This window comes from Flavobacteriales bacterium (assembly GCA_016716605.1).
Lineage (GTDB): Bacteria > Bacteroidota > Bacteroidia > Flavobacteriales_F > PHOS-HE28 > PHOS-HE28.
The window spans coordinates 2,870,652-2,896,626 of sequence record JADJWA010000001.1 but is presented as its reverse complement, the minus strand read 5'-3'; the positions used below and the strand labels follow the sequence as shown (position 1 = coordinate 2,896,626).

Here is a 25,975-nt window from a genome sequence, read left to right as displayed (position 1 = left end):
TCCGCTCCGTGAACGCAACATCGCCCCAATCCAACGGCAACGGCGCCCACGCCGATGACCACATCGAAGTGCTCGGCGCCCGGGTGCACAACCTCAAGGGCATCGATGTGCGCATCCCGCGCGACCAGCTGGTGGTGATCACCGGCCTGAGCGGGAGCGGCAAGAGCTCTTTGGCCTTCGACACAATACACGCCGAAGGACAGCGCCGGTACATCGAGACCTTCAACGCGTATGCCCGTCAGTTCCTCGGCGGGATCGAACGGCCTGACGTGGACCTGATCACCGGACTGAGCCCGGTGATTGCCATCGAGCAGAAGACCATCAGCCGCAACCCGCGCAGCACCGTGGGCACCGTGACGGAGATCTACGACCTGCTGCGCCTGCTCTATGCGCGGATCGCCGATGCCTTCAGCTACGAGACCGGTGAAGCCATGGTGCGCTACACCGATCAGCAGATCATCAACCTGGTGAGCGAGGCCTATGCGGGCAAGGAGGTGCTGGTGCTCGCGCCGCTGGTGCGCGGGCGCAAGGGCCATTACCGCGAGCTCTTCGAGCAGCTGCTGCGCCAGGGGTTCCTGCGCGCGCGCGCCGATGGTGAGGTCCTGGACCTCACCTCGCGCCCGCGGCTCGACCGCTACAAGGTGCACGACATCGAACTCGTGGTGGACCGCATCAAGGTGAATGAAGGGGGCGCAAAACGGCTCGCTGAGACCATCGGGATCGCCATGAAGCACGGCAAGGGCAACCTGATGGTCGTTGAAGCCAAGGGCCAGCACCAGCCGCGCTTCCTGAGCAGGCACCTCATGTGCCCGACCACGGGAATCGCCTACGAAGAGCCAGAGCCGAATCTCTTCAGCTTCAACAGCCCGTACGGCGCGTGCCCACGCTGCAGCGGCCTGGGCCAGGTGACCGAGGTGGCGCTGGACAAGATCGTGCCTGACCGGAAGAAGAGCATCCGCAAAGGCGCCATCGTGCCGGTCGGCAGCGCCAAGGGCTCCTGGGTATTCAAGCAGATCGAAGCGGTGCTCAGTTCCTTCGGCCATGACCTTGACACGCCCGTGGAGGAGATGGACGACGCGGTGCTCGCCGCGCTCCTCAACGGCATGGACGAGCCTTTGCGCGTAAGCAGCAGCGTGGGACTGAGTGACCGCACCGTGCAGTTCGAGGGCATCATCCCCTTCATCCTGGAGCAGGCCGAAGAAGGTCCGAAGACCGCGCAGAAATGGGCCTCCGGCTTCACGCACATGGTCACCTGCCCCGAGTGCCAGGGCGCGCGTCTGAAGAGGACCGCATTGCACTTCCGCATCGATGGCAAGAACATCAGCGAGCTGGCGCAGTGCTCCTTCACGGAGCTGCACGGCTTCATGAAAGGCCTCGTTGACCGGCTCGAGGGAAACAAGGCCATCATCGCCAAGGAAGTGGTGAAGGAGATCACCGCGCGCAGCGGCTTCCTGCTCGATGTGGGACTGGAATACCTCACGCTCGACCGCAGCGCGCGCTCGCTCAGCGGCGGAGAGGCGCAACGGATCCGACTAGCCACGCAGATAGGCAGCCAGCTCACCGGCGTGCTCTACATCCTCGACGAGCCCAGCATCGGCTTGCATCAACGCGATGACCAGCGCCTGATCGGCAGCCTGCGCAACCTGCGCGATGGCGGCAACAGCGTGCTGGTGGTAGAGCATGACAAGGAGATGATGCTAAGCGCCGACCACCTGATCGACATCGGGCCGGGCGCCGGCGAGCACGGGGGGCGCATCGTGGCTCAAGGGCACCCGGAGCACCTGGCGCAGGGCGACAGCGTGACGGCACGCTACCTCCGCAATGAGCTGCGCATCGAAGTGCCCGCCGTTCGACGCCATGGCAATGGCAAGCGCTTGACCCTGTTCGGGGCCAAAGGCAACAACCTGAAAGAAATCGACGCGGACTTCCCGCTGGGCACCTTCATCTGCGTGACCGGCGTGAGCGGCAGCGGCAAGAGCACGCTCATCGGCGACACGCTGTACCCGATCCTGAGCAAGCACTTCTACCGCAGCGATGCCCACCCCCTGCCCTACCACCGCATCAAGGGCCTCGAGCACATCGACAAGGTGATCGAGGTGGACCAGAGCCCGATCGGCCGCACCCCGCGCAGCAACCCCGCCACCTACACCGGCCTCTTCGACCACATCCGTGAGCTTTACGCGCAATTGCCCAGCGCCAAGATCCGCGGGTACAAGAGCGGTCGGTTCAGCTTCAATACGGCCGGCGGCCGATGCGAGACCTGCAAAGGCGCCGGTGTGCGCACCATTGAGATGAACTTCCTGCCCGCCGTGCATGTGCCCTGCGAGGCCTGCCGCGGCAAGCGCTACGACCGCGAGACCCTCGAGGTGCGCTTCAAGGGCAAGAGCATCGCCGATGTGCTGGACATGCCGGTGGAGGAGGCTGCCGGCCACTTCGCGGACATCCCGCAGATCAACCAGAAGCTGCGCACCCTGCTCGATGTGGGCCTGGGCTACGTGAAGCTGGGCCAGAGCAGCACCACGCTCAGCGGCGGCGAAGCGCAGCGGATCAAGCTGGCCACCGAGCTCACCAAGAAGGGCACCGGCAACACCTTCTACATCCTCGACGAGCCCACTACGGGACTGCACTTCGATGATGTGAAGCAGCTGATCAGCGTGCTTCAGCGCCTGGTGGACCAAGGCAACACCGTGCTCGTGATCGAGCATAACCTCGATGTGATGAAGGTGGCCGATCATGTGATCGACATGGGGCCGGAAGGCGGCGCCGGCGGCGGCATGATCGTGGCGCGCGGAACGCCCGAGGAAGTGGTGCTCATGGGGCGGGGACATACCTGGCCTTACCTCAAGGCGGAATTGCCCGCCTGAGCTTGTCCGTTGCATGGGGTTGATAACCGGCCGGTCCGGCGCCGCACCCATTTGCCTCGCGCAGCGACCTTAGCACCATGAGCAGATTGAAAAAGGAACCGAGCGCGAATGCGGAGAGCGAGCGCCGCATCCAGCGCGCCTTCAAGCGCAAAGGGTGGAACGAGATCAAGGCGAACGACAGCTGGGCGATCTTCAAGATCATGAGCGAGTTCGTCGAGGGCTTCGAGGCCTTGCAGCGAATCCGCCCGTGCGTGAGCATCTTCGGCAGCGCCCGCACCACGGCTGAGGCCCCCGAGTACAAGCTGGCGGAAGAGATCGCATTCCAGCTCACGGGCAACGGCTACGGTGTGATCACGGGCGGCGGCCCTGGCATCATGGAGGCCGCCAACAAGGGCGCGCAGCGCGGCGGCGGCACCAGCGTGGGCCTCAACATCGAGCTCCCCTTCGAGCAATCATCGAACCCGTACATCGATAAGGAGAAGAGCCTCCACTTCGACTATTTCTTCGTGCGCAAGGTGATGTTCACCAAGTACTCGCAGGGCTTCATCGTGCTGCCCGGCGGATTCGGCACGCTCGACGAGCTCTTCGAGGCCCTCACGCTCATACAGACGCAGAAGATCGCGCGCTTCCCCATCATCCTCGTCGGCAGGAAGTACTGGCAGGGGCTGATGGATTGGATCACCCAGACCATGGGAAGCAAGCATGCCTACATCAACCTGGAGGACATGGAGCTCTTCAGCGTGGTGGATAAGCCCGAGGAGGCTGTTGCCGCGATCAATGCGTTCTACAGCAAGTACATGCTGAAGCCGAACTTCTAATCCAGTATCGCTTCGGCCTCGCCCAGCGAAGGCGCATCGTTCCCATGCCAGATGCCCTTCACGGTGCCCTGTTGCAGCAGCAGCACGCCCGGATTGGCCCTCACCATGGTCTTGATCACCTTCTCGTCGCATTGCACGAATTCGAAGGCAAGCTGATGGTCATGGCGGAACTCATCCACATCGGTCCATCCGTTGGTGGTGACACCGTACACGTACCAGCCCTTGCGCTGGGCATCATCGGCCAGTTGCGCGATGGCCTTCAGGTTCGAGGGGTCGGCCTTCTTGAGGTTGTAGGCTGCCACCAGCAGCACCGGCGAGGCCTCATTGAGCACATCGTCCGTTAGCTCATAGCCATCACGGTCCACGAGGCGGAAATCCTGAACGGGCGAAGGCTCGCCGGCTTCCAGTTCAACGATGCGCATGCTCTCCTTCACTTCCTCATAGTTGGGGTCGTCCCACGGGTAAGGCTTGGCCGTATCGAACTCCTCCACCTTGCCGGTAGTCAAATTCTTATAGCTCATGAAGATCTGGTTCACTGCGGGCTTGCTCACGCGCTGCTCCGTGATGCTCTTACCAACGGCATATGGCCGGTAGTCGCGCACCGGAAGGTGCGCATAGCACCACCAGGCGAACACGAGCGTAAGCAAGGCGACCCAACCCGCCGTGAGCCACTCTGCCTTGATGCCTTGCACGGCCCTCTTGATCAGCGCATACCCGAGGTAGCCGAGCAGGGTGAACCAAACCGGCCCCCACCAGGTGAAGATCCAGCTCCACACCGCTACGAACAGCAAGCCTCCCGGCAAGAGTATCATATCGTCGGCCTTGGTGTTCCATGAAGCACCCTTGGAGCGGAACGCATGGATGAGGATTGGGATGATGAGCACGAATAGGATCGCATCCTTGTAGAAGCTCTCCCAAGGTGTGAGGCTCCGGCCCACGCTGCCCTTCATGGCATCGCCGAAACAGCCGCAATCGGTCACGCAGGTCACTGGTCGCTCTTCGGCAGCGCCATTGACCACGACCGAATAGGTTCCTTGCGGATCGCAAGTGGCCGTGTACAGCGTGAGCCATCCGAAGAACACCGTGAGCACCACCAGCGCGATGGCCGCCAGCCGAAGCCTGCCGCCATATAGCACCGCGAAGCCCAGGACCACCTCGGCGATGCAAGCCAGGATGCCGAGCACCAGCGCGAACGGCTCGAACGCTGGAAGGTTCAGCGCGCTCTCGGCGAAATACTCCTGCAGCTTATAGGAGAAGCCCAACGGATCATTCGCCTTGATGAGGCCGCTGACGATGAAGAGCGAACCGACGATCAGCCGGCAGATGAGTACCAGTGCGCGCATTACCTGCTTATTGAATGGCGCCGAAGATAGAAGGCGACGTCGGGGCTTGACTGCCGTTAACAGCCCTTTAGCGCCCAGTCGTTGAAGCGCTCGCCGAGCGACATGCGGATTGAAAGCAAATGATGGTCGTCGTGCTCAGCGATCCAAACGGCCATGTCCACAGGGCTCAAGGTTGCGCCCATGCATGGGTGCGTTGCGCGATGCCGAAGCGCGGCCTCATTCATGTCAGCAAGTCGTTTGACCAGGCTCAGCCGCACGATACGGAGCTCTTCGAGCAAATCGCCGGGCTGCCTGAATCCGGCCAGCCTATTGCCCTCATCCTGGTCATCGAGGCTGATCCGGCACAGTGCCGGATCGCGACGTTCATAGTCATCGACCCTGCCGTGGAAACGCTGATCCAGGAATAGCATGTGCGCCAAATGGCCGATCGCGCTCCATCGACCATCCTGTTGCAGTACCAGGCATTCGATCGGCACACCCTTCAGGAGCTGTGCCGATCGCGCGGGCATGCCGCGCAAGCGCTCCAACAAGTATGGCCATTCGTCTAGTCCCATACCGAACGGCAGTTTCCTTTCCGACCACCGCATGAGTCTCATGCATGGATGACAAAGCCCCTAAGGCAAAAGCTGCCTCAGAACGGTTGCGTTGCAATTGCATGTCAAACGCATCAAGGATGCTTTGCCAATGCCTGGTCGCGGCGCAGCATCGCCTCGGCCTGCAGCCGAGCGGCTTCAGGTTGAATGCGCTCTTCGTAGGGCTTGTTCCAGCTCAGGTATCCGGTCATCGGGGTAAAGCGAGCAAGGCCCATGGGCATATCGAAGAAGCTCAGGTCAAAGCCATCGACCTGTTCGAAGAGCGTCATTTCAACCTCAACCGGTGTCACGCTCTGATCATCGGCCCACGACGGGCCATGGGTCTGCACCCCGAAGCACTTGGTCACGCGCCCGGGCATTGAGAACCGGATCACGTAATCCGCGCCGTTGTCCAGCAGCACATCGTAGCGGCCGTTGGCACCGGTGTGCAGCACATGCTGCTTCACACCGTTCTTGTACACCCGCACCAGCGCATTGGCCAAAGGTCGCCGAGAGGATGCATCCGTTACATTGCCTTTGAGTTGCAGGCGCGCCGCCTCAGCATGGAAGGAGACGAGGCACAGCGCAAGGAATCCCAGCGTACGCATGTCATGATCGTTTTAGAGTCCCGCTTGCGCCGTCGTGGTAAGCGACCCGGAAGACCGGTACCGGCTTGAGCGGAGGGCGAACATAGAAGGTGGGCTTTGGGCCCTTCGGCGCAAGGATCCCGTGCTTTCCAACACTACAATGTGAATGGCGCTCCGGTATTTTCGGCGCATGATCCTTCATCTGCAACTGCTGCTTGGGCTGGCCTTGGCGCCCATGGCTTCGTTCGCCCAAGCGGACCCACCAACGGAATCCTCGGTCCTTAGGACGATTGATCGCTTCTTCGCATCGATGACCGCCCAAGACAGCGCGGCGATGTCAGCAACCTTGATTCACGCGGGCACGCTGCAGATCGTCTCAGCCGATGGTTCGGAACCTGTGGTGGTCACGGGCTTCGAGGAATACTTGAAGCGGTTGGTTGCCGGGAAGGAGCGGCTGGTCGAGCGCTACTGGGATCCGGTGGTGCGCGTTGACGGCCCCATTGCCGTGGCAACGATGCGCTACGATTTCCATATCAATGGCCGTTTCTCGCATTGCGGGATAGACGTGTTCACCTTGGTGCTCGGACCGGACGGCTGGCGCATCGGGAGCGTGTCGTACACGCGCCGGACCGAAGGATGCGAATTGAGTCCGGTGGGCCCGTTGAGGGAGTGAAGCGCGGCGGCTCGATCAGTCGAGCTTCCCCCGAGGTGAGGCGCCTGCAAGCTGCTCCTGCGCCGGGAACGCTTCGGATTCGTACACGAGCTGGGTGCAGGCCACGCCATCCTTGAAGTAGAATACGCCGCCCCATTTGTGATAGACCCGCCGGTACTCGGTCACTTTGCCGCCCACCTCGAGCTTGACCACCGTGGTCACCTTGCCTGCTTCGACGATGAGATCCTCGGTGCGGAATAGGTCGGCCTGATCCGCAACGTGATCGGGCCTTTTCTCCTGATGCTCATAGGTGCGCGCCTGTGCCACGCGTGAGGGTTCCTCTTCCAGCACAGGTTCAATGCGGCGGCGCTCGTCCTGGCTTTTGGCAGGCTCTGCCGCCAGTGCATTGCGCTGTGGGGCTGGTGCCGGTGGCACCGGCCTGGGGCGCTCGATCCTTGGCTCAATGGGGGTCGCGGGCTTCGGTTCGGCCTTGGCCACGGGTGGCTTCGCGGCTTCGCGGGCTTTCTCAGCCTTGGCGGCTTCAGCGGCCGCCTTACGGTCAACCTCGGCCTGGGCTTTGGCCGCTGCCGCAGCGTTTCGTTCAGCTTCAGCGGTGGCTTTGGCGGCCGCTGCCTCCTGCGCAGCTGCCTGTTTCTTCGCCTCCACCTCAGCTCTAGCCTGGGCCTTTGCATCGTCGGCCTTGCGTTTCGCCTCCAAGTCGGCTTTCTGCGCCTCATCCTTCTGCTTCTGCTCAACGAGGGCTACGGCCTCCTGCATCTGGGACTGGATCGACTTGGTGTAATCCGTATCGTAGTCGAAATCACCTGCAGATGCGTCGTAACGGATCATGCCGACCGGCTGATTGAAGACCACCATATTGATATCGTCGTACTGCTTGAAGAGCGAGACCGCGAAATCGAAAGGCGTGAATCCGTTCGCAACGGCATCGGCCGGCACACGGGTATCGAAGGAAATCTTCTTGGACACGTAGCCGTCTTTCTCGAACGACACGATGTAGCTCGCATTCAGGTCGAGCTCGAGTGCGAATTTGCTCAGTCCCGTCGAAATGGCTCGCTCCTTCACGCCGTTCTTGTACACCACGGCGCGGGCGCCGGAAATATCGCCCCCTTCAATCTTCACGCGGCCGTTCGCCTTGAATCTTCCTTGCGCGAGGAGCGAGGACGAGACGATCAGCAGGAGTGCGGCGAGCAGGTGGCGGAGCATGCGTTGGGCGATCGGACCGAGGTGCGGGTGAACCTCAGGAGCCCGTGTACGTTGGAGCGACCCGCATGGTTCAACGACTGCTCCTCACCTGCATCCTATGCTCGGTGCTGCTGCACCATCGGGCGCACGCACAACCGGCCGGCCTCGACAGCCTCAATGCTCTCTTTGGCGGCAGCGTGATCCTCAAGTGCGACAAGCACCTTCAACTCGTGATCGACCTGTATGACGCCAGCGGCCGATTCAGGCAAGATGCCGTGCCCCTGGCCTCCATCGATCCAGATCGGATCCACTTCTCGGCTGAGGAGGATGCTGTGATCCTCGAATGCCGTGGCGGCCATGAGCGCTGCTTCTCCAAGGAGCTGTTCAAGCTGAATACCGTGCGGCTCACCGGCCGCTGCAACCTGCCCAGGCCTTTGCAGGATCCCGGCGGGGCGGCCACGATCGAAGCGTTCCGCGCCTTGCTGGCTGATCACCTGGCCGGCGCAACGGAAACCCCGCTGCACGGCGCGCGTAAGAACTGACCCTATCAGAAGCCCATGCGATCCATTGCACCAGTGCTCGCCCTGCTCATCAGCTCCTCGCTGCATGCGCAGTACCTCGCCGACAACGGCAAGCCCGATCCGGCAGCGGACTTCTTCAAGGCCGGTGAGAAGGCCTACCGATCCGGAGACCACGCCACGGCCATCGTGGCCTACACGCATGCGCTGGACCATTCGCCAGGTCATGTGAATGCATTCCTGCACCGCGGCTTCTGCCAGAGCATCCTGAAGCAATATGAGGAGGCGGTGGCCGACTTCACCGCCGTGATCCAAGAGAAGCCCGAGCACGCGCAGGCTTACCTGAGCCGAGGCAGCGCCTTGGCCAAACTGAACCGGCATGCAGAGGCCATCGCCGACTTCGACCGCGTAATCGCCCTGGATGGGCGGAACGGCGAAGCCTACAATAACCGTGGCTGGAGCCGCAAGGCCATGGGCGACCAGCCAGGGGCTTGCAAGGACTGGAAAGAGAGCAAGCGATCCGGCAATGCCGAAGCGCGCATCATCCTCGAAAATAACCGTTGCAAATGACCCGCACCCTTACCCTAACCGCAGCCCTCATCATCACCGCATCCGCCTTCGGGCAGGACCAGAGTTACGCCGATTGCCTGGTGAAAACCAGCAGCCGATGGGGCGCCCCCTGCGAGAACTGCTTCCATTACGTTGAAGGCTACAGGCGCGACTTCAGCGGCACATACCAGTTGGACCTCAGGAACACCTGCCGCGATGTGATCGAGGTGAAGGTGGCGGTGCAGGAGAAGAACGGAACCTGGCGCACCTTCCCCGTGCGCGCGCTCGGGCCCGAAGAGAGCATGAGCGCTTATGCCTGCGAAGGCAGCGGCAAGTACCTCTACTGGGTTCGCCGCGCGAACGACTCGGAGATCGTACTGCCCACCGATCGGGAGATCATCACCGCTTACAACGGGCGCTGAACGCACCCAAGAGGATGAAGGCCGATGGTGATCCCATCGGCCTTCGCCGTTCTTCACGTTGAGGTGTTGATGCCAAGCCCTGCCGGACGGACGAGCGCCGCTCCGTTGCGCCCATTTTTGGCTCGAAGCACAAACGCCATGCAAACGAAGCGATTCCACATCGACCGGACCGAGCGATCACCGGAAATCGACCTCGACCTCGACAATGGCGTGATGGAGTTCATCGGGCGATCGCTGCCGAGCAACTCCGAGCAGTTCTATTCGCGCGTGTACCGCTGGATCGAGGAATACCTGGAGCAACCCCAGGAGGAGACCACGGTGAACATGAAGCTCGATTACCTGGACACCAGCTCGAGCAAGCATCTGTACAATATCTTCCAGAAGCTCGATGCCGTGAATGAGCGCGGCCAGCATGTGCGCGTGAACTGGCACTATGAAACGGGCGATGAGGAAATGGCCGAGACCGGGAAGGACTATGAGAGCCTCTTCAGGCTGGACTTCAACTTCGTTGAGGTGAAGGAACTCTTCTAGCGAATCCTCGGCACCAACGCCTGTTCAAAAGTCGGCGGTTTTTCAACAGCGGCAGAGGCTGAAGCGCCCTGTTCTTTGTGCCGCCCGAAACGTTGGCCCAACGGCTCACGCTCGACCTGAATGAAGCTCACTTACTACGGACATTCCTGTATCGGCGTGAATGCGAGCGGACACGATGTGCTCTTCGATCCGTTCATCACGGGCAATCCCTTGGCCGGAGGAATCGTGCTGGACCGGATACCGGCCACGGAAATCCTGATCACCCACGGCCATGGCGACCATCTGCTGGATGCCGAGCCGATCGCCAAGCGTACAGGCGCCGTGCTCGTAAGCAATTATGAGATCGCGACCTGGTTCGAGAAGAAGGGGGTCGCGAAAACCGTGGGCCTGAACATCGGCGGTTCGGCTTCGGTGGGTCCCTTCCGCCTGAAGTACACAACCGCCCTGCACAGCAGCCAGTTGCCCGATGGCAGTTACGGCGGAAATCCCGGCGGTTTCGTGGTAACTGGAGCCGAGGGATCGTTTCACCACGCCGGTGACACAGCCCTGACCATGGACATGCAATTGCTGAAGCCCTTCAACCTGCGATTTGCCTGCTTGCCCATCGGCGACCACTTCACCATGGGCATAGCTGACGCCATTGAAGCAGCTCTGCTCATGGGCGTGAAAACCGTTATCGGCATCCACTACAACACCTTCCCTCCCATCGTCATCGACACCCAGGCGGCCATCGAGGCCTTCGCCCAAGCGAAGATCACGCTGCTTCTGCCTGGGATCGGCGAGACCATACAACTGTAAGGGCGGCGAATCCGCCGCCCCAACCAATCACCAACCCAATGGCCAAGATCATCTCCATCGTGAACCAGAAAGGCGGCGTGGGCAAGACCACCACCGCGATCAACCTCGCAGCCAGCCTTGGTGCCTTGGAGCGCCGCACCCTTCTCGTGGATGCCGATCCGCAAGCCAATGCCACCAGCGGCACGGGGCACGACCCTCGGCAGGTGAAGTCCAGCATCTATGAGTGCATCATCAACGGCACACCCGCGCAGCAAGTGATCGTGGGCACCGACAACCCCGGCCTCGACCTGCTGCCCGGCCACATCGACCTGGTGGGCGCTGAGATCGAGATGATTGACATGCCCGAGCGCGAGCAGCAAATGAAGAAGGTGCTGGAGCCCCTGCGCGACCACTACGATTTCATCATCATCGATTGCTCGCCCTCACTGGGTCTCGTCACGGTGAACAGCCTCACCTGCTCGGATAGCGTGATCGTGCCGGTGCAATGCGAGTATTTTGCGCTGGAAGGGCTCGGGAAGCTGCTCAACACCATCAAGATCGTGCAGCAGCGGTTGAACCCGGAGCTCACCATCGAAGGCATGCTGCTCACCATGTACGACAGCCGCCTTCGCCTTGCGAACCAAGTGGTGGACGAGGTGAAGACCCATTTCCAGCAGCTGGTCTTCGATACGGTGATCCATCGCAACGTGGCCTTGGGTGAGGCGCCAAGCCACGGCAAAAGCATCATCATGCACGATGCCAGCAGCAAGGGCGCCACCAATTACCTCAACCTTGCCCGCGAGATCCTTCAGAAGAACAGCCTCACGCTCATCCCGGACAGTGAACGCGTGATGGCGACCGATGCCATCGAATGAACAACGAGCCGAGCATGATCAAGAAGAAAGGACTGGGACGGGGCTTGAGCGCGCTGCTCGATGAACCTGCGGCCGACATCACTGCGCGGGACTCCGCGTCGCAACGCCCCATGGGCGGCACCACCATGCTTCCGGTGGCCCAGATCGAGCCCAATCCGTTCCAGCCGCGCGCCCACTTCAGCGAAGAGGCCCTGGCCGAGCTCGCTCAGAGCATCCGTGAGCATGGCGTGATCCAGCCCGTGACCGTGCGAAAGGTGGGGTATGAGCGCTTCCAGCTCATCAGCGGTGAGCGGCGCTTCCGGGCATCGCAGCTGGCAGGCCTCGCCGAAGTGCCGGCGTACGTGCGCGTGGCCAACGACGAGGCCATGCTGGAAATGGCACTCGTGGAGAACATCCAGCGCGAAGAGCTCGACCCCATTGAGGTGGCTGTGAGCTTCCAGCGCCTGATCGATGAAGTGAGCCTCACGCACGAGAAACTGAGCGAGAAGGTGGGTAAGGACCGCGCGACCGTGAGCAACTACCTGCGCCTCCTCAAGCTGCAGCCTGAAGTGCAACTGGGCCTTCGCAACCGCAGCATCGGCATGGGGCATGCCCGGGCGCTCATCACCATCAGCGAACCCGGCCGCCAGGTGGCGCTGTTCCACAAGATCGTGGAGAGCCAGCTGAGCGTTCGGCAGGTGGAAGACCTGGCGCGCGGCCTCGCGCCAGTTCCCGGGATCAAGCGCCCGGCGCCGACCGCGCGGCCCCGCTACGACAAGGAACTGAGCGCACAGCTGACCGAGCAGCTCGGCAGCCGCGTCACGGTGAAAGCGGACGCAACCGGGCGGGGCACGATCGAGATCGGCTTCAAGAGCAAGCAGGAACTCGAGCGGCTGAAGAAGGTCCTGGGCTGAGGCTCATTGCTTCACCAGCCGTACGGCACCCACGGGCTCAGCGCCCGACCGCGCGATAAGCAAGTAGACGCCTTCGCTCCAGTCGCTCGCATCCACCACGAACCGCTTGCCGGTCACGCGCCCCAGCGAAATCGTCCGGCCAGCGAGGTCGCGCGCCTCCCATGCGTCGGCTTCAGCGATGGCCTCGGGCAGCAGCACGGTGAACTGATCGCTCGAAGGATTCGGCGATACTTCAGGATTCGGCAGCATTCGTTCTTGGATGCCGATGGTCGCGCAGGGATTGCTGCTGCCGTTGAGCGAGGTCACATTGAAGACCGGTGCGAGCCAGAACTTGAGTTCCTCGGCGGTAGGATTCGGATTGCCCGTGCCGAAGTGGTAGCTCATCTTGCCGTAATAATCCGGCGCGGTAGGCGAATCGCAGAAACTGGAGCCGCCCGTGAGCGTGCCCACCACGCGCTTGGCCGAATTGAAGAGTGGCGATCCCGAAGAGCCGCCTTCGGTGACCCCATGGCCATGCAGGGTGGGCGCCCAGGTCACGCGCCAATGCGTGCCGGTGGGGCCGCCCCATGATGTGCTCGCCGCCGTGGAGGTGAAGGTGCTGATCTTCTTGTAGTCGCCATCGGGATGATGTATGCACACCCCGCCGGCCGGTGCGGTGTTGACGGCATCCCAGCCGGCGTAGTACGCATTCACAGAGGCCGGAACAGGTGCGTTGAGCTCCACCAGCGTGAAATCGGAGCCGTTGTCTCCTCCATTATCGTTGCTATCGGCGCGGCGGGTGCAGCCCACCACATTGAAACCGTTGATGGTGGTGCTGGTGCCGTCACAAATGCTCTGCTGGTAATTCCATCGGAACTGAAAGCTGGAGAAATTGCCGGTGTTGCTGTCCATGGTGCAATGGTTCGCCGTGAGCACGTAAGGCTTGCAGTCCTGAGCGCTGTTGTTCATGAGCACCCCGGTGCAGAAGCCCACGCCGACTGGATCCACCACGCGGATACGCATCACTGAACGCACCTGGTCCTGCCAAGCATCCGCTTCGGAGCAGGCCACATCCACCTGGCATTCTCCGGAGCGCGATCCGGGTCCACGGACGGAAACCGAGCGGTAGCCGTGCGCCAATCGGCTCAGCATCAGGGAGCCTTCGCCACGCACCGCAGCAGGCTCATGGTATTCGATCACGCATCGCTCGCCTACGACAAGGTCCGTACTCAGCAGCCCATCACGCACATGGGCCGCGGTGTATCCACCGAACCACATGCCGCCATCGGGCCCGATCACGTGCACCTGTGCACCGTTCGGCAGATGCACGTCCTCGAAGAACAGTTCCACGGATAAGGCCCCCGGCGAAACCACCTCCAAGCGCCAGATACGGTCGCCACCGGGCAGTTCCGTCCATAGCCCATGCGAGGGGAGCGCCGCCTCACAGGCCACGAACCGCCCGTAGAGCGGCACCTTGCCTTCGGCCTCCCGCTGCCCGTCGGCCATGGCGGCGGCATCCGGGTCGAATGGTTGGGCATATGCGGAAGGAACCGCCTCGGAATCGAGGCCCAAAGCCACGCTCAGCGGAATGGCGCCTGTGGTTTCCTGGGCTTTCGCCGATGACAAGAAGAAGGCAAGACCGACGTTGAGGAGCAGTAGTGCGCGCATGGATCCGTTGATGAAGCGGGCGAAAGTAGTCGGACCGTTGGCGCGAGCGTTCCAACTTGCCGCCGTGACGGGGAAGCCAATCCTCCATCGATCGCTCAGTCGCGTGGGTCGGGTGGCCTGTCGCATCCGTTGGCCCTTGATGGCATTCATGGCATTGTTCGCTTGGGCGAAGTGGTGGCCGATGGCACCGCTCTTCGATGCACCGCTGAGCACGGTGCTTCTCGCGCAGGATGGGCGGCTGCTCGGTGCTACGGTGGCCCGTGATGGCCAATGGCGCATGCCAGCGCCCGATAGCACCCCTTGGCGCTTCGAGCGCTGCTTGCTCGAGTTCGAGGATCGCCGTTTCCATACGCACTTGGGCATCCGATTGCCATCGCTCATTCGGGCGGCTCGACAGAATATTGAAGCGGGCCGGACCGTAAGCGGCGGCAGCACGATTACCATGCAGGTGGCGCGGATGGCTTTGAGCCGCAAGAAGCGGTCGATCGGGAACAAACTGCTGGAGATGGGCCTTGCCCTGCGGCTCGAACTCCGGTTCACCAAGGAGGAGATCCTGCTGCTGCATGCCGCCAATGCCCCGTTCGGCGGCAATGTCGTGGGCCTCGACGCCGCGGCCTGGCGCTGGTACGGGAAAGCAGCGTACCAGCTGAGCTGGGCCGAATGCGCCACGCTGGCCGTGCTGCCCAACGCGCCTGCCCGCATCCATCCGGGGCGCAACCGCAGCGCGCTGCTCGCCAAGCGCAACCGATTGCTCGACCGGCTGCTGGCCGTGCATGCAATCGATAGCCTGGAATGGTCGCTCGCCAGCGAAGAGCCCCTCCCCGATTCGCCCATGCCCATGCCGCGGCTGGCTCCCCATCTGCTCGGCTCGTTGCAGGCCACGGGCTTCGGCGGACAGCGAATCCGGAGCACCATTGATCCCGATCTGCAGACGCGGATCACGGAAATCGCCGGCCGGTACGGTGCTGCGCTGCGCGCTAACGAGGTGCACAATGCCGCCGTGCTGGTGATTGATGTGGAGAGCGGCGAGGCGCTGGCGTACGTAGGCAACCTTCCCGATGCGGAGCGGCAAGCCGAGGTGGACATGATTCGCGCCCAACGGAGCACGGGCAGCTTGCTGAAGCCATTCCTGCATGCGGCCATGCTGCAATCCGGTGAACGCATGCCCGATCAGCTCGTGGCCGACTTGCCCACGAGCTACGACGGGTTCTCGCCGCGGAACCACGATGGCCGGTTCAGCGGGGCAGTTCCGGCATCAGCGGCGCTGGCCCGATCGCTGAATGTGCCGGCGGTGAGAGCGCTCCGCGAGCACGGGGTGGAGCGCACCCGCCGAATGCTGGTGGCCATGGGGATGCTCGGACTCGATCGCTCTGCCGGACACTACGGACTATCCTTGATCGTGGGTGGCGGCGAAAGCAGCTTGTGGGAACTCACAGGTGCGTATGCCAGCCTGGCCCGCGTGGTGCAGCGGTACAGCGGCGGTCCGCAATCGCTCCTAGGCGCAGTGCATGCACCTTCGTTCCATTCAGACAAAGCCACTGAACAGCCACCGGGAGCACCACCGCTCGGGCCTGGCGCCATCCACCACACGCTGCATGCGCTGCAACAGGTGAACCGACCGGAATCGGAGAGCGGCTGGCAGCGCTTCGCCGATGAGCACAGCATTGCTTGGAAGACCGGCACCAGCTTCGGGCATCGCGATGCCTGGGCCATCGGCGTGAATAGCCGGTTCGCCGTGGGTGTGTGGTCCGGGAACGCGAGCGGCGAAGGCAGGCCGGGGCTTACTGGCACTTTGGCTGCGGCCCCCATGCTCTTCGATGTGTTCGGCGCGTTGCCCAGGGCTTCGGGCTTCGAAACCCCTTTCGACGCACTCGATACCATGTCCGTATGCCCGGTGAGCGGCTACCGTAGCGGACCGGATTGCCCTGCGACGGTGCAGCGATTGGTCCTTCGCGAAGCCTGGCGAACAGCTCCCTGCCCTTTCCACGTGCGCATCGTCGTCAACCGCGATGGCACACATCGGGTGGCTCCCAGCGCTGATTCGCGCGGGATTTCCTGGTTCTCGCTTCCGCCGGCCATGGAGCATTATTTCATCCAGCACCATCCAGCGTACCGTCCGTTGCCTCCTGTTCTGGAAAGCACGGTCCCAGCTTTGGACCTGCCCATGCAGATGATTTATCCCGAACACGGCGCCACCTTGTACCTGCCCACCTTGCTCGACGGCGAATCGGGGCAGCTGGTCCTGCGGGCCGCTCACCGCACGCCATATGCTCGTGTGCATTGGGACCTCGACGGCCGCTATCGGGCAAGCACGACCGCTCCGCACCAGATCACAGCCCGCATCCCGGATGGTGAGCATAGACTGACGCTCACGGATGATGATGGCGCGCAAATCGAGGTCGGATTCCGGACCGTTTCCGCGCGCGAATGACACGCGCGGTGCGATGCTTGCCGGGAACGCAGGCAACCGAGCCCTTCGCGCATCCGTTACATTGTCGTCCGATTCCCTGAAGCACAGATGAACTACGCACGCTCTGCCGCATTGGCCGCAGTGGTCTTTTGCACCGGTCTTGTTCGGTCCCAGACCCCGCCCAGCTCACAAGACCCGGCCACGATAGGCAAATTGGAGTCGCTCCTCTATCACATCGACCGCATGTATGTGGATGATGTGGATCGGAAGGAGCTGGTTGATGCCGCTATTGTGCGCATGCTGGAGGAGCTCGATCCGCATTCCATCTATATCCCCAAGGAGGAGCTTGAAGAGGTGAATGAGCCGCTCAAGGGCAATTTCGAAGGCGTCGGGATACAATTCAACATCGTGAAGGACACGATCATGGTAGTGGATGCCATCCCGGGCGGTCCGAGCGAGCGGCTGGGGATCCGCGCCGGCGACCGCATCCTGAGCATTGATGGCGAGAACGCGGCCGGCGTGGGTTTCAAGAACAGCGATGTGATGAAGCGGCTGCGCGGGAAGAAGGGCTCCAAGGTCATGGTGCACATAGCCCGAAGGAATGAGACGGCGCCGCTGGAATTCGCGATCATCCGGGACAAGATCCCCATCTTCAGCGTCGAGGCCTCGTACATGGCCGCGCCGCATGTGGGCTACATCAAGGTGAGCCGATTCAGCGCAACCACCATGAAGGAGTTCCGCGAGAAGCTCGATGAACTGAAAGCCATGGGCATGCAGGACCTGATCCTGGACCTGCAAGGCAATGGCGGCGGCTATCTGCGCACGGCGATCGAGATGAGCGACGAATTCCTGGGCGACCGGAAGCTGATCGTATACACCCAAGGCCGCACCTCGCCGCGCGAGGACACTTACTCCACCAAGGAGGGACGGTTCGAGAAAGGCCGGCTGGTGGTGCTGGTGGATGAAGGAAGCGCCAGCGCCAGCGAGATTGTGAGCGGGGCCGTTCAGGATTGGGACCGGGGCATGGTGATCGGCCGAAGGAGCTTTGGGAAGGGGCTTGTGCAGCGGCCTGTGATGCTGCCCGATGGCAGTGCGGTGCGCCTCACCGTGAGCCGTTATTACACGCCCAGCGGCCGTTGCATCCAGAAGCCCTACGAAGAGGGCGTGGAGGCCTACCGAAAGGAAAAGAGCCAGCGGTTGGCCAATGGCGAGCTTACCGGCGATGAAAATGCCGCGCATGGCGACACGGTGAAATACTACACCATGAACAAGCGGGTGGTATTCGGAGGCGGTGGCATCATGCCTGACGTCTTCGTGCCGATCGATACCACCCAGAGCAGCGGCTATTTCGGCCAATTGGTGCGCAAGGGCGTGCTGAACACCTTCGCCCTCACCTATGTCGATGACAACCGTGAGGACCTGCTTCGGCGATACGCCGGTGTCGAGGCCTTCAAGGAATCGTATCAGGTAGGCGACGTCATGATGGAGGCCTTGGTCGCTTATGCAGGAAAGGATGGCATCGCCGAAGACCGTGAGGGCCTCGCCCGCTCCAGGGCGCTCATTGCCCTGCGGCTGAAGGCCCTGGTGGCGCGCGATCTCTGGGACACCTCAGCCTATTGGCAGGTGATCAATGCGGAGAACCTGGTTGACCGCAGCTTCCAGAAGGCCTTGGAGGCACTCTCCGACAACAGCTTCCAGCGCCTGGGCATGTCACGCTGACCCACTTCTTGAATGAATCGTTAAGGCCCGCCGGTTCGGCGGGCCTTCCCCTATTTTCGCCCCCCAATCACCGAAAAAGGCAACCCGACTCCCATGAAAGACAAGATCCAGATCGCACTCCTGGGCGTGATCGCCATCGCGCTCGGCGTAATCGCTTGGGGCCAACTCAAAGACGACTCAGGCAGCTCCGAACCGAGCAGCTCCACCTTAGTGGCTGCCGCAGCCACCCCTTCGGGTGAAACGTTCGACCCAGCGGCCAATACCGCTGCACCGGTGGTGGATAATCGGCCGAAGACCACGATGACCTTCGGCAAGTACGAGCACGATTTCGGCAGCGTGAAGCAGGACAGCAAGAACAAGTACGTGTTCAACTTCACCAACAGCGGCAAGGAGCCCCTGATCATCGAGAGTGCCACCGGCAGCTGCGGGTGCACGGTGCCCAACTATCCCAAGGCCCCCATCCCTCCTGGCGGCACCGGTGAGATCGAAGTGGAATACAGCCCTGGCAAGCAGGAGAACCAGCAGCAGAAATCCGTGAAGGTGGTGGCCAACACGGAGCCGAAGGAGACCGAGCTGCGGATCAAGGCCTTCGTGCAGCCCGGCACGGGCGATCCGAATGCAGTGGGCGAACAGCCCCAGACCATTTCAATCGGGCAATGAACCAGCCTCGCATTTGATTCAGGAGCCCCGCCGCTGGCGGGGCTTCAACTTTCAAGCGGGCTCAGTGCGACTCGCCGATGATGGCATCGATGGCGGCCGCCAGTCTGAGGTCCTTCTCCGTGATGCTGCCTCCCGTGTCGTGGGTGCTCAAGCGGATATCAACCGTGTTCCAGGTGTTGGTCCATTCTGGATGGTGATTCAACTTCTCAGCCACCATTGCCACACGGGCCATGAACGCGAAAGCTTCACTGAAGTCGTTGAAGCGGATGGTGCGGCAGAGCTTGCCTTCTCGTTCAACCCAGGCGCTCATCGGTGTATGGGCAGTTCGATGGTGCGTGGAGCCTCGCGCTTCACGATCATCATCTCCTCGAGCAGGTGCCCTGCACCGGCGAACTTGTCGACGAGGAAGAGGATGTAGCGCGCATCAACGCAGATGTTGCGGCACTTATCGGGGTCGAACTGGATATCGCTCATGGTGCTCTCCCAGCTCCGGTCGAAATTGAGGCCGATTAGCTCGCCGCGCCCGTTCAGCACCGGGCTGCCGCTGTTGCCTCCCGTGGTATGCAAGGAGCTGGTGAAGCACACGGGCATGGTGCCATTCACGCCGTAGCGCCCGAAATCCTTAGCGGCATTCAGTTCTATGAGCCGCTCCGGCAGGTCGAATTCGGAATCACCCGGAATGTGCTTCTCCACCACACCATCGAGCGTGCTGTAATGGATGTATTCAACACCATCGCGCGGGGCGCTGCCTTCCACTTTGCCGTAGCTGAGGCGCATGGTGCTGTTGGCATCGGGCCAATAGGTCTTCTCCGGGTACAGGTCCATCATGCCCTTCACGTAGGTGCGCATGGCACCTTCGATCCTATCGCTGAGCTGGGCATGCGCCGGCCTCACCTTGTCCAAGAATGCCTTCTGGAAGCTGCGGGCCAGTTTGTAGCCAGGATCATTCGCGAGTCTCTTCAAAGCGCCGGGGCTTGGTTTGCGCAGCGCCTTCCTCAGGCGTTCAAGGTCCGTGAAAGCGCTGCGGGCGTAGAGGTCATCGACCCATGCATACCACTGGCTTTTGTGCGAAAGGTCCTTCGCGGGCAACGCATCGGGCAGCAAGTGCGCCGGCATGTGCTGCCGATAAATGGGGAGCAGCGCTTTCATCACGCGCTTGTCCACTTGCGAATCGTGCGCAGCGAAGTGCGCCTCAGCTGCTTGAAGCAGCTTTGTCGCCTCAGCCCCGATCTTGCCATCCTTGTGCAGCACCTCTTGTTGCTCGATCAAATCCTTGAAGGCATCCGCGAAGCGAAGCAACTCGGGCCCGTAGTAGACCATTTCCACGTATAGGTCGCGTGCCATCGCGAAGGGCACATAATCGCCATAGGCAGCCTTGAGCGTGACGAGCGCTTGGGCGTACTCGGGCTTCCCCATTTCCTTCGCTTTGGTGTTGTATGCTTCTTCGTAGGCACGCTTCACTTCCAGTGTTCGTAGCTCCTTCAGCCCACGCCGCTGACCGATCCATTTCTTCCAGGCGTTGCTGATCCCTGCCTGCTTGTCGGCGTACATCAGCCGCAGGCGGTCGCTACTGGCCATGGCGGCGTCGATTACACCAAGGCTGGCCGTGCGCATTGCGATGCGGGCGGGATCCTGCTCCTGCTGCACGTATTCCACCGCGTAGCTGGTAAGGTACCGTTGTGTTTGTCCGGGGAACCCGAAGATCATCGCGAAGTCGCCTTCCTGCACGCCATCGATGCTGATGGGCAGCACATGGCGCGGAGCGAAGGGCATGTTGGCATCGCTTGGGTCGGCTGGTCTGCCATCGGGTCCGCAATAGATGCGGAAGAGGCTGAAGTCGGCATTGTGGCGCGGCCACATCCAATTGTCGGTATCGCCTCCGTACTTCCCGATGCTCGAGGGCGGCGCACCGACCAAGCGCACGTCACGGAAGGTTTCGGTGACGATGAGGAAATAGCTGTTCCCGTAATTGAAGGGGCGGACCACCGCCTTGTAATGCGTGCCGGCTATGGCTTCCTCGATGATGGTCTTGCTCAACTGGGCAACCAGGTCGCGGCGGGCCTGCTCGTTGCCCTCAACGGCTGGCGTGATCAGAGGCACGATCTTCTCCGTCACATCCTCCATGCGCACCACGAAAGTGGCGGTTAGGCCGGGGTTGCGCAGCTCATCGGCCTTGGAAGCGGCCCAGAATCCGTTCTTCAGCCGATCATTCTCAACGGTGCTGTGGTCGGTGATGGCCCCGAAACCGCAATGGTGATTGGTAAGGATGAGCCCCTGCCCACTTATCACTTCGGCCGTGCAGCCGCCACCGAAGAGGACAATGGCATCCTTGACGCTGCTGCGGTTGATGCTGTAGATGTCCTCCGCGCTTAGCTTGAGGCCTGCCGATTGCAGATCGCCCTCGATGCTCTTGAGGAGCGTAGGGAGCCACATGCCCTCATGTGCCCTTGCGTGGAACGGGCCTGCCATGGTGAGGAACAGGGCAACTGCAATGGCCGATGAATGATATGCGCGCATGGGTTTCGGTGGATTTCGGTAGATGGGCGAAAGTAGAGCGATGCGAGCGACCGGAATTCCAAGGTGGATCGGTACATTGCCAGCACCCTTTCAAACCCGTTGCCATGCTTTCCTGGAATATCGTGCGCAGCGCTTGCTGCTGCCTGGCCTTCACCCCGCCGATCGCGTCTGCACAGGTTTTCACGCTGCTCACTGGTTGGCCCGAACCGAATGGAGAGGTGCTGGCCGTCGAGGTGGATGAAGCAGCGGGGGTGCTCTACTTCGCAGGGAGCTTCACCCAAGTGAATGGGCTCCCAAGGGGGCGCATGGCCGCGGCTGATCTGGCCACCGGCGCGCTGCTTCCATGGGCACCGATGGCTGATGACAACGTGCAGGATATCGTGGTTGCTGGCGATTCGATCATCGTCGCCGGCGGATTCTCGGAGATCGATGGCCAGCTCCGGGGCCATTTGGCCTCCATCGATGCGGGAACCGGCGTGCTGCGACCTTGGTCGCCGCAATTGAACAACGCTGGATTCGCGGTTCACATCCATCAAGGCCACGTGTATGTGGGCGGGCTCTTCAGCACTGTTGACGCGCTGCCGCGCTCAAGGTTGGCGACATTCGATCCTGCCACGGGGGAGCTTACCTCATTCAATCCCTTTCCAAGCGCATCAGGGATCGTCAGATCCATCGTCTCTAGCGGCACTAACCTGATCGTCGGCGGGAATTTCACTGCTGTAGGCGGCGCTTCCCGGAATAATGTAGCCGAATTGGATGTGAGCACAGGCCTTGCCACGTCCTGGATTGCGAACACCAACAACGTGCATGGGGCACTGCACGCTTCCCCTACGGCAGTCCTGTTAGGGGGCCAGTTCACCACGGTGAACGGCACCTCCCGGATCGGCGTTGGCGAGGTCTCTGCCGCAGATGGAACGTTGACATCGTGGGACGCGCAACTCACCGCGCCCGGCGGCGGGGTGCGCTCCATAGCCCGTGTGGCCGGCATCGACTTCATCGGCGGGTTCTTCTCGCATATAGGAGGCGTGGCGCACGCGAACGCCGCAGCGCTGGATCCGAATACGGGCGCCTTGCTCACCACTTCGTTCAATGCCAACTCCTTCGTGCATGCCGTGGCCGTGCATGCTGACCGCGTCTTCCTCGGTGGGGCCTTCACATCGGTCAGCCCCGGCGGCTCCCGTTCCCGATTTGCCGCATTCAGCTACTGCGCCCCCTCGCCTTGGTACGCGGATTCCGATGATGATGGCTTCGGGGACCCGTCCGCTATGGTCATGGCCTGCGCAGCTCCACCCGGCTTTGTGGCGAACGATACTGACTGCGACGACAATGACCCCCTGATTACCGGACCTGCTACATGGTACCTGGATGCGGACGGCGACGGATTCGGCAGCCTTTCCGGCACCGTCTCAAGCTGCGTCGCGCCTATCGGTTTCGCAGCCCTTGCGAACGATTGCGACGACACGGACTTCTTGGTCTTCCCGGGCGCTGCCTGCGACGATGGCGACCAATTGACCGGCAACGACGTGATCCAACCTTTCCCCGGTTGCAATTGCGCGGGGGAATCAATCAGCCTTTCGGCCCGACTCTTCCTGCAAGGCCCTTTCTCGGAGTTCAGCGGCATGATGGCCGATGACCTCCGCGTCCAAGGCCTTATCCCGTTGACGGAACCATATACCGCTCTGGGCTACGATGCTGTGGGCACTGCCTCCCCCGGAGGCTCGAGCGTCGACCCATCGCTCCTCTTGCCTGCTCCGAGCGTCCTTGACGATGTGGTTGATTGGGTGATCCTAGAACTGCGTGACGGCGACGATGGATCTGTGCGCATCAGCACCCGTTACGTGCTCGTGAAGCGCTTCGGCCATGTGATCGACCTCGATGGATCCAGCACGGTGCGGTTCCCGGTGCCGCCGGGCAATTACCGGCTTGCCGTGCTGCACCGCAACCACCGGGGCGTGGTGATGGCCGCTGGAGCCCCGCTGGATGGGGCTTTCGTTGATTTCACCGATAATGATCTTGCCGTGAACGGTGGCACCGCTGCTCGCGTGAATGTGGGCTTCGGCCAAGGACTGTTCAACGGGGACGTCACATTCAACGACCAAGTCAGCTACGTCGGGCCGGACAACGACCGCGACCCCATCCTATTCGCCATCGGCGGCTCCACCCCGACCAACGTCGTGGCAGGCACATATTCGAACGCAGATGTGAACATGGATGGGACGATCAAGTACACCGGCAGTGACAATGACCGGGATCGGATCCTTTCGGCCATAGGCGGATTGGTGCCTACCAATGTCCTCCCCAACGCGTACCTGCACGCCACCCCCTGAAACACTTCTTGAGGAGGGCCGTACGAACGGCCCATGAAGAAAGCGACTGCACTATTGGCCTCTTTCTGCTCGATGGGCCTGGCGTGCATGGCACAGCCTATTGTCGATATCACGCTAGCGGACAACGGGAATAATCAGCTCGAGGTGAGGTTGCGCCCGAATGGGCCATTCAACCACATGGTCAGCAATGTGGTGTTCACCCTCCGGTGGCAGGAGTCCTTGGGGCCGGCACTCTCGTTATTCGAGCCCACCTGGCCGCAATCCGAGTACCTGCCGCTATCCTCCACCGCGATCGAGAACCCCGGCAATGGCTACTTGTACCGCACCTACAACGCTGTCGCGCTCTCGCCCATGCACGCTTTCGATCGCGCGTGGGAAGGCGGCCTGGAATATCCGGTTTGCGTGATGAACGTGCTGACTCCCGGCGTAGAGGTATTCCTGGGCAACGACGAGTTCACGAGCGCGAACAACCGCGACTACTTCGTTTCGCTCAATGGCCTCGATCGGACGGGAACCGTGTTCCCGAGCCCCGTAGCGCCTGTCTCGGCGAAAGCCATCAACAGCGGCAATGGATTCATGGATGTCCTTCTCACACCGGAATCGGACTACTTCGGCTGGGTGAATGAGATCGACTTCACACTGCGCTGGCCCGCGAACGGCAGCAGCCTTGGGGCCATCATCCAGGACTATGGGATTGCCGAAGCCTTGCCGATTACGAAAGTGGGCGGCGAGGTGACCGCGAACGGACAGACCTATCAGCGCTTCCACGGAGAAGGCGCGAGCAGCCTCGCGCGCGCGCAGCTCGGATGGATCGCGAACGAGGACCACCTGGTGCTGCGCCTGCCGATCACCGGCTCCATCGCCGATGCTGCGGTGGCTGATGATGCATGGACCAGCCAGAGTGAGGGAGCCTACAGCATCCTCTTGAATGGCCAGCAAATGGCAGGCGGCACGGATGATCTCAGTGCCAGCAACGGCCCTGCATTCAGTGAGGTGATACCGGCCATGCAGGTAGTAGGCGATGAATTGCATGTGAGCACTTCACCCAACGGCACGGGCGCGTTGCTGCTCACGGTGCTCAATGCAGCTGGCCAGCCCGTTGCGGGCCAGCGCGCCAAATGGGGCACCACCCACCGGATCAACATGGCCGCCTGGCCCAGCGGGATCTATATCCTTCGGGCGCAGACCGATTCAGGAACGACAGCACGGCGATTCCTGCGCTAGCGCTTGATCAGGCATGCGAAGGGCCGGTGCTATGGAAGCATCGGCCCTTCGTATTTCATGGCTGTTGCTCCATGCCAGGCACTGGTTCCTCGGTGCGGTCATCGGCCGATCGGCTCACCAGCCAGGCCACCAGCGCGATGATGATCAGGATCAAGAACGCTTTCGGATCGCGATAGAGCGGTTTCCGGTGAATGGCGTCACGAGCGCGCTGATAGCTGTAGATCAGCTTACCGTGATCCCGGTACCGAAGCAATTCAGCATCCGTGGGCTCAGGTCCGGCACCTTCGGGTGTTATGCGGTAGCGGTGCTTCATGCCTTCGGTGCAAGGTAGGATCGCAGCGCATTGAGCGTCCGGTGGGTGCGCATCTTGGCCGCATCCTCCCCGATGCCGAGCACCTCGCCGACTTCTTGATAGCTGAGCCCATCCATGAAGCGCAAGTGGATCAGCTGGGCGCGGGCCTCCTCGAGGCCGGAGAGCGCTTGGGCCACGCGCTCCATGTCCGAGGGATCCAAAAGAAGCTCCATCTCTGCCACCATGCCCTTCACCTGCTTCGTGCTCATGTCGATGAGGACTTCCTTTCTCTTCCGCCAGTGCATGCGCAGTTCGTTCAGCGCTATGCGATAAAGCCATGCCCGGAATGGAAGTCCGCGCGATTCGTAACGATCGATGGATAGCATGGCTTTCACGAATGCCTGTTGGGTGAGGTCGGCCGTGAGTTCACGATCTGCTGCTCGGCGGAGGATGAAGCGGAAGACGTCACCGAAGTATCGCTCATACAAGGGCCCGAAAGCCTCTGTAGAGCTTTTGGCCAGGGCCACTTGCCGGTCGTCGAACCCTTGATCGGATCCCATTCTGCCACGGAATGC

At 61.8% G+C, this 25,975-nt stretch carries 24 protein-coding genes; 15 read left to right on the top strand and 9 right to left on the bottom strand.

The features are described from left to right. Positions 1–8 precede the first annotated feature (8 nt). The gene (gene uvrA, locus IPM12_11710; protein MBK9148465.1) at positions 9–2,864 is read left to right on the top strand and encodes an excinuclease ABC subunit UvrA; all 2,856 of its coding nucleotides are present in this window, start codon (positions 9–11) and stop codon (positions 2,862–2,864) included. Positions 2,865–2,941: 77 nt separating this feature from the next. Further along, positions 2,942–3,682, top strand: coding sequence for a TIGR00730 family Rossman fold protein (locus IPM12_11705; GenBank protein MBK9148464.1), 741 nt, complete (start codon positions 2,942–2,944; stop codon positions 3,680–3,682). Here IPM12_11705 and IPM12_11700 read toward each other — a convergent pair. From IPM12_11700 to IPM12_11690, 3 genes are all read right to left on the bottom strand, one after another. Next, positions 3,679–5,025 (bottom strand): DoxX family protein, encoded by a 1,347-nt coding sequence (locus tag IPM12_11700; protein MBK9148463.1) that lies wholly within the window; start codon positions 5,023–5,025, stop codon positions 3,679–3,681. The two genes, IPM12_11705 and IPM12_11700, sit on opposite strands and share 4 nt — an antisense overlap. Positions 5,026–5,081: 56 nt before the next feature. After that, positions 5,082–5,579: a DinB family protein gene (locus IPM12_11695; GenBank protein ID MBK9148462.1), complete on the bottom strand. Its 498-nt coding sequence runs from the start codon at positions 5,577–5,579 to the stop codon at positions 5,082–5,084. Positions 5,580–5,692: 113 nt separating this feature from the next. Beyond that, the gene (locus tag IPM12_11690; GenBank protein MBK9148461.1) at positions 5,693–6,205 is read right to left on the bottom strand and encodes a carboxypeptidase regulatory-like domain-containing protein; all 513 of its coding nucleotides are present in this window, start codon (positions 6,203–6,205) and stop codon (positions 5,693–5,695) included. A 169-nt stretch (positions 6,206–6,374) separates the two neighbouring features. Between IPM12_11690 and IPM12_11685 the strand changes: the two genes are divergently transcribed. Next, positions 6,375–6,857, top strand: coding sequence for a nuclear transport factor 2 family protein (locus IPM12_11685; protein MBK9148460.1), 483 nt, complete (start codon positions 6,375–6,377; stop codon positions 6,855–6,857). Between the two features lie 15 nt (positions 6,858–6,872). Here the strand turns inward: IPM12_11685 and IPM12_11680 are convergent, their stop codons facing one another. Further along, positions 6,873–8,060, bottom strand: a complete 1,188-nt coding sequence (locus IPM12_11680; GenBank protein MBK9148459.1) for a hypothetical protein — start codon at positions 8,058–8,060, stop codon at positions 6,873–6,875. 65 nt (positions 8,061–8,125) lie between these two features. On the opposite strand from IPM12_11680, the gene IPM12_11675 reads away from it, so the two are divergent. The 7 genes from IPM12_11675 to IPM12_11645 all read left to right on the top strand — a co-directional run bounded on the left by IPM12_11675 (position 8,126) and on the right by IPM12_11645 (position 12,604). Continuing rightward, complete coding sequence (locus IPM12_11675) at positions 8,126–8,581, top strand: hypothetical protein (GenBank protein ID MBK9148458.1); 456 nt, start codon at positions 8,126–8,128, stop codon at positions 8,579–8,581. Between the two features lie 15 nt (positions 8,582–8,596). Beyond that, positions 8,597–9,127 (top strand): tetratricopeptide repeat protein, encoded by a 531-nt coding sequence (locus tag IPM12_11670; GenBank protein MBK9148457.1) that lies wholly within the window; start codon positions 8,597–8,599, stop codon positions 9,125–9,127. After that, positions 9,124–9,528 (top strand): hypothetical protein, encoded by a 405-nt coding sequence (locus tag IPM12_11665; protein ID MBK9148456.1) that lies wholly within the window; start codon positions 9,124–9,126, stop codon positions 9,526–9,528. Before IPM12_11670 ends, IPM12_11665 begins: the two co-directional genes overlap by 4 nt. Positions 9,529–9,666: 138 nt before the next feature. Then, positions 9,667–10,059, top strand: coding sequence for a DUF1987 domain-containing protein (locus tag IPM12_11660; protein MBK9148455.1), 393 nt, complete (start codon positions 9,667–9,669; stop codon positions 10,057–10,059). Positions 10,060–10,179: 120 nt separating this feature from the next. Then, positions 10,180–10,857: a metal-dependent hydrolase gene (locus tag IPM12_11655; protein MBK9148454.1), complete on the top strand. Its 678-nt coding sequence runs from the start codon at positions 10,180–10,182 to the stop codon at positions 10,855–10,857. Positions 10,858–10,895: 38 nt separating this feature from the next. Then, positions 10,896–11,711 carry a ParA family protein gene (locus tag IPM12_11650; GenBank protein MBK9148453.1) on the top strand — a complete coding sequence of 272 codons (816 nt, stop codon included), beginning with the start codon at positions 10,896–10,898 and terminating at the stop codon, positions 11,709–11,711. Between the two features lie 14 nt (positions 11,712–11,725). Beyond that, a complete protein-coding gene (locus IPM12_11645; GenBank protein ID MBK9148452.1) occupies positions 11,726–12,604 on the top strand; it encodes a ParB/RepB/Spo0J family partition protein in 879 nt (292 codons plus the stop codon). A gap of 3 nt (positions 12,605–12,607) precedes the next feature. Here IPM12_11645 and IPM12_11640 read toward each other — a convergent pair whose 3' ends face one another. After that, a complete protein-coding gene (locus tag IPM12_11640) occupies positions 12,608–14,251 on the bottom strand; it encodes a trypsin-like peptidase domain-containing protein (GenBank protein ID MBK9148451.1) in 1,644 nt (547 codons plus the stop codon). Between the two features lie 148 nt (positions 14,252–14,399). Between IPM12_11640 and pbpC the strand changes: the two genes are divergently transcribed. The 3 genes from pbpC to IPM12_11625 all read left to right on the top strand — a co-directional run bounded on the left by pbpC (position 14,400) and on the right by IPM12_11625 (position 19,040). Next, positions 14,400–16,682, top strand: a complete 2,283-nt coding sequence (gene pbpC / locus IPM12_11635; GenBank protein MBK9148450.1) for a penicillin-binding protein 1C — start codon at positions 14,400–14,402, stop codon at positions 16,680–16,682. 222 nt (positions 16,683–16,904) lie between these two features. Then, positions 16,905–18,380, top strand: coding sequence for a S41 family peptidase (locus IPM12_11630; GenBank protein ID MBK9148449.1), 1,476 nt, complete (start codon positions 16,905–16,907; stop codon positions 18,378–18,380). A gap of 93 nt (positions 18,381–18,473) precedes the next feature. Next, positions 18,474–19,040 (top strand): DUF1573 domain-containing protein, encoded by a 567-nt coding sequence (locus IPM12_11625; GenBank protein MBK9148448.1) that lies wholly within the window; start codon positions 18,474–18,476, stop codon positions 19,038–19,040. 61 nt (positions 19,041–19,101) lie between these two features. Here IPM12_11625 and IPM12_11620 read toward each other — a convergent pair whose 3' ends face one another. Both IPM12_11620 and IPM12_11615 read right to left on the bottom strand, forming a co-directional pair. Continuing rightward, a complete protein-coding gene (locus IPM12_11620) occupies positions 19,102–19,350 on the bottom strand; it encodes a 4a-hydroxytetrahydrobiopterin dehydratase (protein MBK9148447.1) in 249 nt (82 codons plus the stop codon). Beyond that, positions 19,347–21,557 carry a S46 family peptidase gene (locus IPM12_11615; protein MBK9148446.1) on the bottom strand — a complete coding sequence of 737 codons (2,211 nt, stop codon included), beginning with the start codon at positions 21,555–21,557 and terminating at the stop codon, positions 19,347–19,349. The genes IPM12_11620 and IPM12_11615 overlap by 4 nt, the downstream gene beginning before the upstream one ends. 104 nt (positions 21,558–21,661) lie before the next feature. On the opposite strand from IPM12_11615, the gene IPM12_11610 reads away from it, so the two are divergent. Both IPM12_11610 and IPM12_11605 read left to right on the top strand, forming a co-directional pair. Further along, a complete protein-coding gene (locus tag IPM12_11610) occupies positions 21,662–23,884 on the top strand; it encodes a hypothetical protein (GenBank protein MBK9148445.1) in 2,223 nt (740 codons plus the stop codon). Between the two features lie 33 nt (positions 23,885–23,917). Further along, on the top strand, positions 23,918–25,108 hold the full coding sequence (locus tag IPM12_11605) for a T9SS type A sorting domain-containing protein (protein ID MBK9148444.1): 1,191 nt from the start codon (positions 23,918–23,920) through the stop codon (positions 25,106–25,108). A gap of 55 nt (positions 25,109–25,163) precedes the next feature. On the opposite strand, the gene IPM12_11600 is transcribed toward IPM12_11605, so the two are convergent. Together IPM12_11600 and IPM12_11595 are read right to left on the bottom strand one after the other, a co-directional pair. Then, a complete protein-coding gene (locus IPM12_11600) occupies positions 25,164–25,421 on the bottom strand; it encodes a hypothetical protein (protein ID MBK9148443.1) in 258 nt (85 codons plus the stop codon). Continuing rightward, the gene (locus IPM12_11595; GenBank protein MBK9148442.1) at positions 25,418–25,960 is read right to left on the bottom strand and encodes a sigma-70 family RNA polymerase sigma factor; all 543 of its coding nucleotides are present in this window, start codon (positions 25,958–25,960) and stop codon (positions 25,418–25,420) included. The genes IPM12_11600 and IPM12_11595 overlap by 4 nt, the downstream gene beginning before the upstream one ends. Between the last annotated feature and the right edge of the window lie 15 nt (positions 25,961–25,975).

Coding starts and splice junctions, on each gene's coding strand:
- IPM12_11665 (MBK9148456.1), top strand. CDS start 9,124: ATGACCCGCACCCTTACCCTAACCGCAGCCCTCATCATCACCGCATCC.
- IPM12_11645 (MBK9148452.1), top strand. CDS start 11,726: ATGATCAAGAAGAAAGGACTGGGACGGGGCTTGAGCGCGCTGCTCGAT.
- IPM12_11650 (MBK9148453.1), top strand. CDS start 10,896: ATGGCCAAGATCATCTCCATCGTGAACCAGAAAGGCGGCGTGGGCAAG.
- IPM12_11630 (MBK9148449.1), top strand. CDS start 16,905: ATGTATGTGGATGATGTGGATCGGAAGGAGCTGGTTGATGCCGCTATT.
- IPM12_11680 (MBK9148459.1), bottom strand. CDS start 8,060: ATGCTCCGCCACCTGCTCGCCGCACTCCTGCTGATCGTCTCGTCCTCG.
- IPM12_11610 (MBK9148445.1), top strand. CDS start 21,662: ATGCTTTCCTGGAATATCGTGCGCAGCGCTTGCTGCTGCCTGGCCTTC.
- IPM12_11705 (MBK9148464.1), top strand. CDS start 2,942: ATGAGCAGATTGAAAAAGGAACCGAGCGCGAATGCGGAGAGCGAGCGC.
- IPM12_11700 (MBK9148463.1), bottom strand. CDS start 5,025: ATGCGCGCACTGGTACTCATCTGCCGGCTGATCGTCGGTTCGCTCTTC.
- IPM12_11625 (MBK9148448.1), top strand. CDS start 18,474: ATGAAAGACAAGATCCAGATCGCACTCCTGGGCGTGATCGCCATCGCG.
- IPM12_11670 (MBK9148457.1), top strand. CDS start 8,597: ATGCGATCCATTGCACCAGTGCTCGCCCTGCTCATCAGCTCCTCGCTG.
- IPM12_11655 (MBK9148454.1), top strand. CDS start 10,180: ATGAAGCTCACTTACTACGGACATTCCTGTATCGGCGTGAATGCGAGC.
- IPM12_11690 (MBK9148461.1), bottom strand. CDS start 6,205: ATGCGTACGCTGGGATTCCTTGCGCTGTGCCTCGTCTCCTTCCATGCT.
- IPM12_11595 (MBK9148442.1), bottom strand. CDS start 25,960: ATGGGATCCGATCAAGGGTTCGACGACCGGCAAGTGGCCCTGGCCAAA.
- IPM12_11615 (MBK9148446.1), bottom strand. CDS start 21,557: ATGCGCGCATATCATTCATCGGCCATTGCAGTTGCCCTGTTCCTCACC.
- IPM12_11605 (MBK9148444.1), top strand. CDS start 23,918: ATGAAGAAAGCGACTGCACTATTGGCCTCTTTCTGCTCGATGGGCCTG.
- IPM12_11675 (MBK9148458.1), top strand. CDS start 8,126: ATGGTTCAACGACTGCTCCTCACCTGCATCCTATGCTCGGTGCTGCTG.
- IPM12_11685 (MBK9148460.1), top strand. CDS start 6,375: ATGATCCTTCATCTGCAACTGCTGCTTGGGCTGGCCTTGGCGCCCATG.
- IPM12_11620 (MBK9148447.1), bottom strand. CDS start 19,350: ATGAGCGCCTGGGTTGAACGAGAAGGCAAGCTCTGCCGCACCATCCGC.
- pbpC (MBK9148450.1), top strand. CDS start 14,400: ATGGCATTGTTCGCTTGGGCGAAGTGGTGGCCGATGGCACCGCTCTTC.
- IPM12_11660 (MBK9148455.1), top strand. CDS start 9,667: ATGCAAACGAAGCGATTCCACATCGACCGGACCGAGCGATCACCGGAA.
- IPM12_11695 (MBK9148462.1), bottom strand. CDS start 5,579: ATGGGACTAGACGAATGGCCATACTTGTTGGAGCGCTTGCGCGGCATG.
- IPM12_11600 (MBK9148443.1), bottom strand. CDS start 25,421: ATGAAGCACCGCTACCGCATAACACCCGAAGGTGCCGGACCTGAGCCC.
- IPM12_11640 (MBK9148451.1), bottom strand. CDS start 14,251: ATGCGCGCACTACTGCTCCTCAACGTCGGTCTTGCCTTCTTCTTGTCA.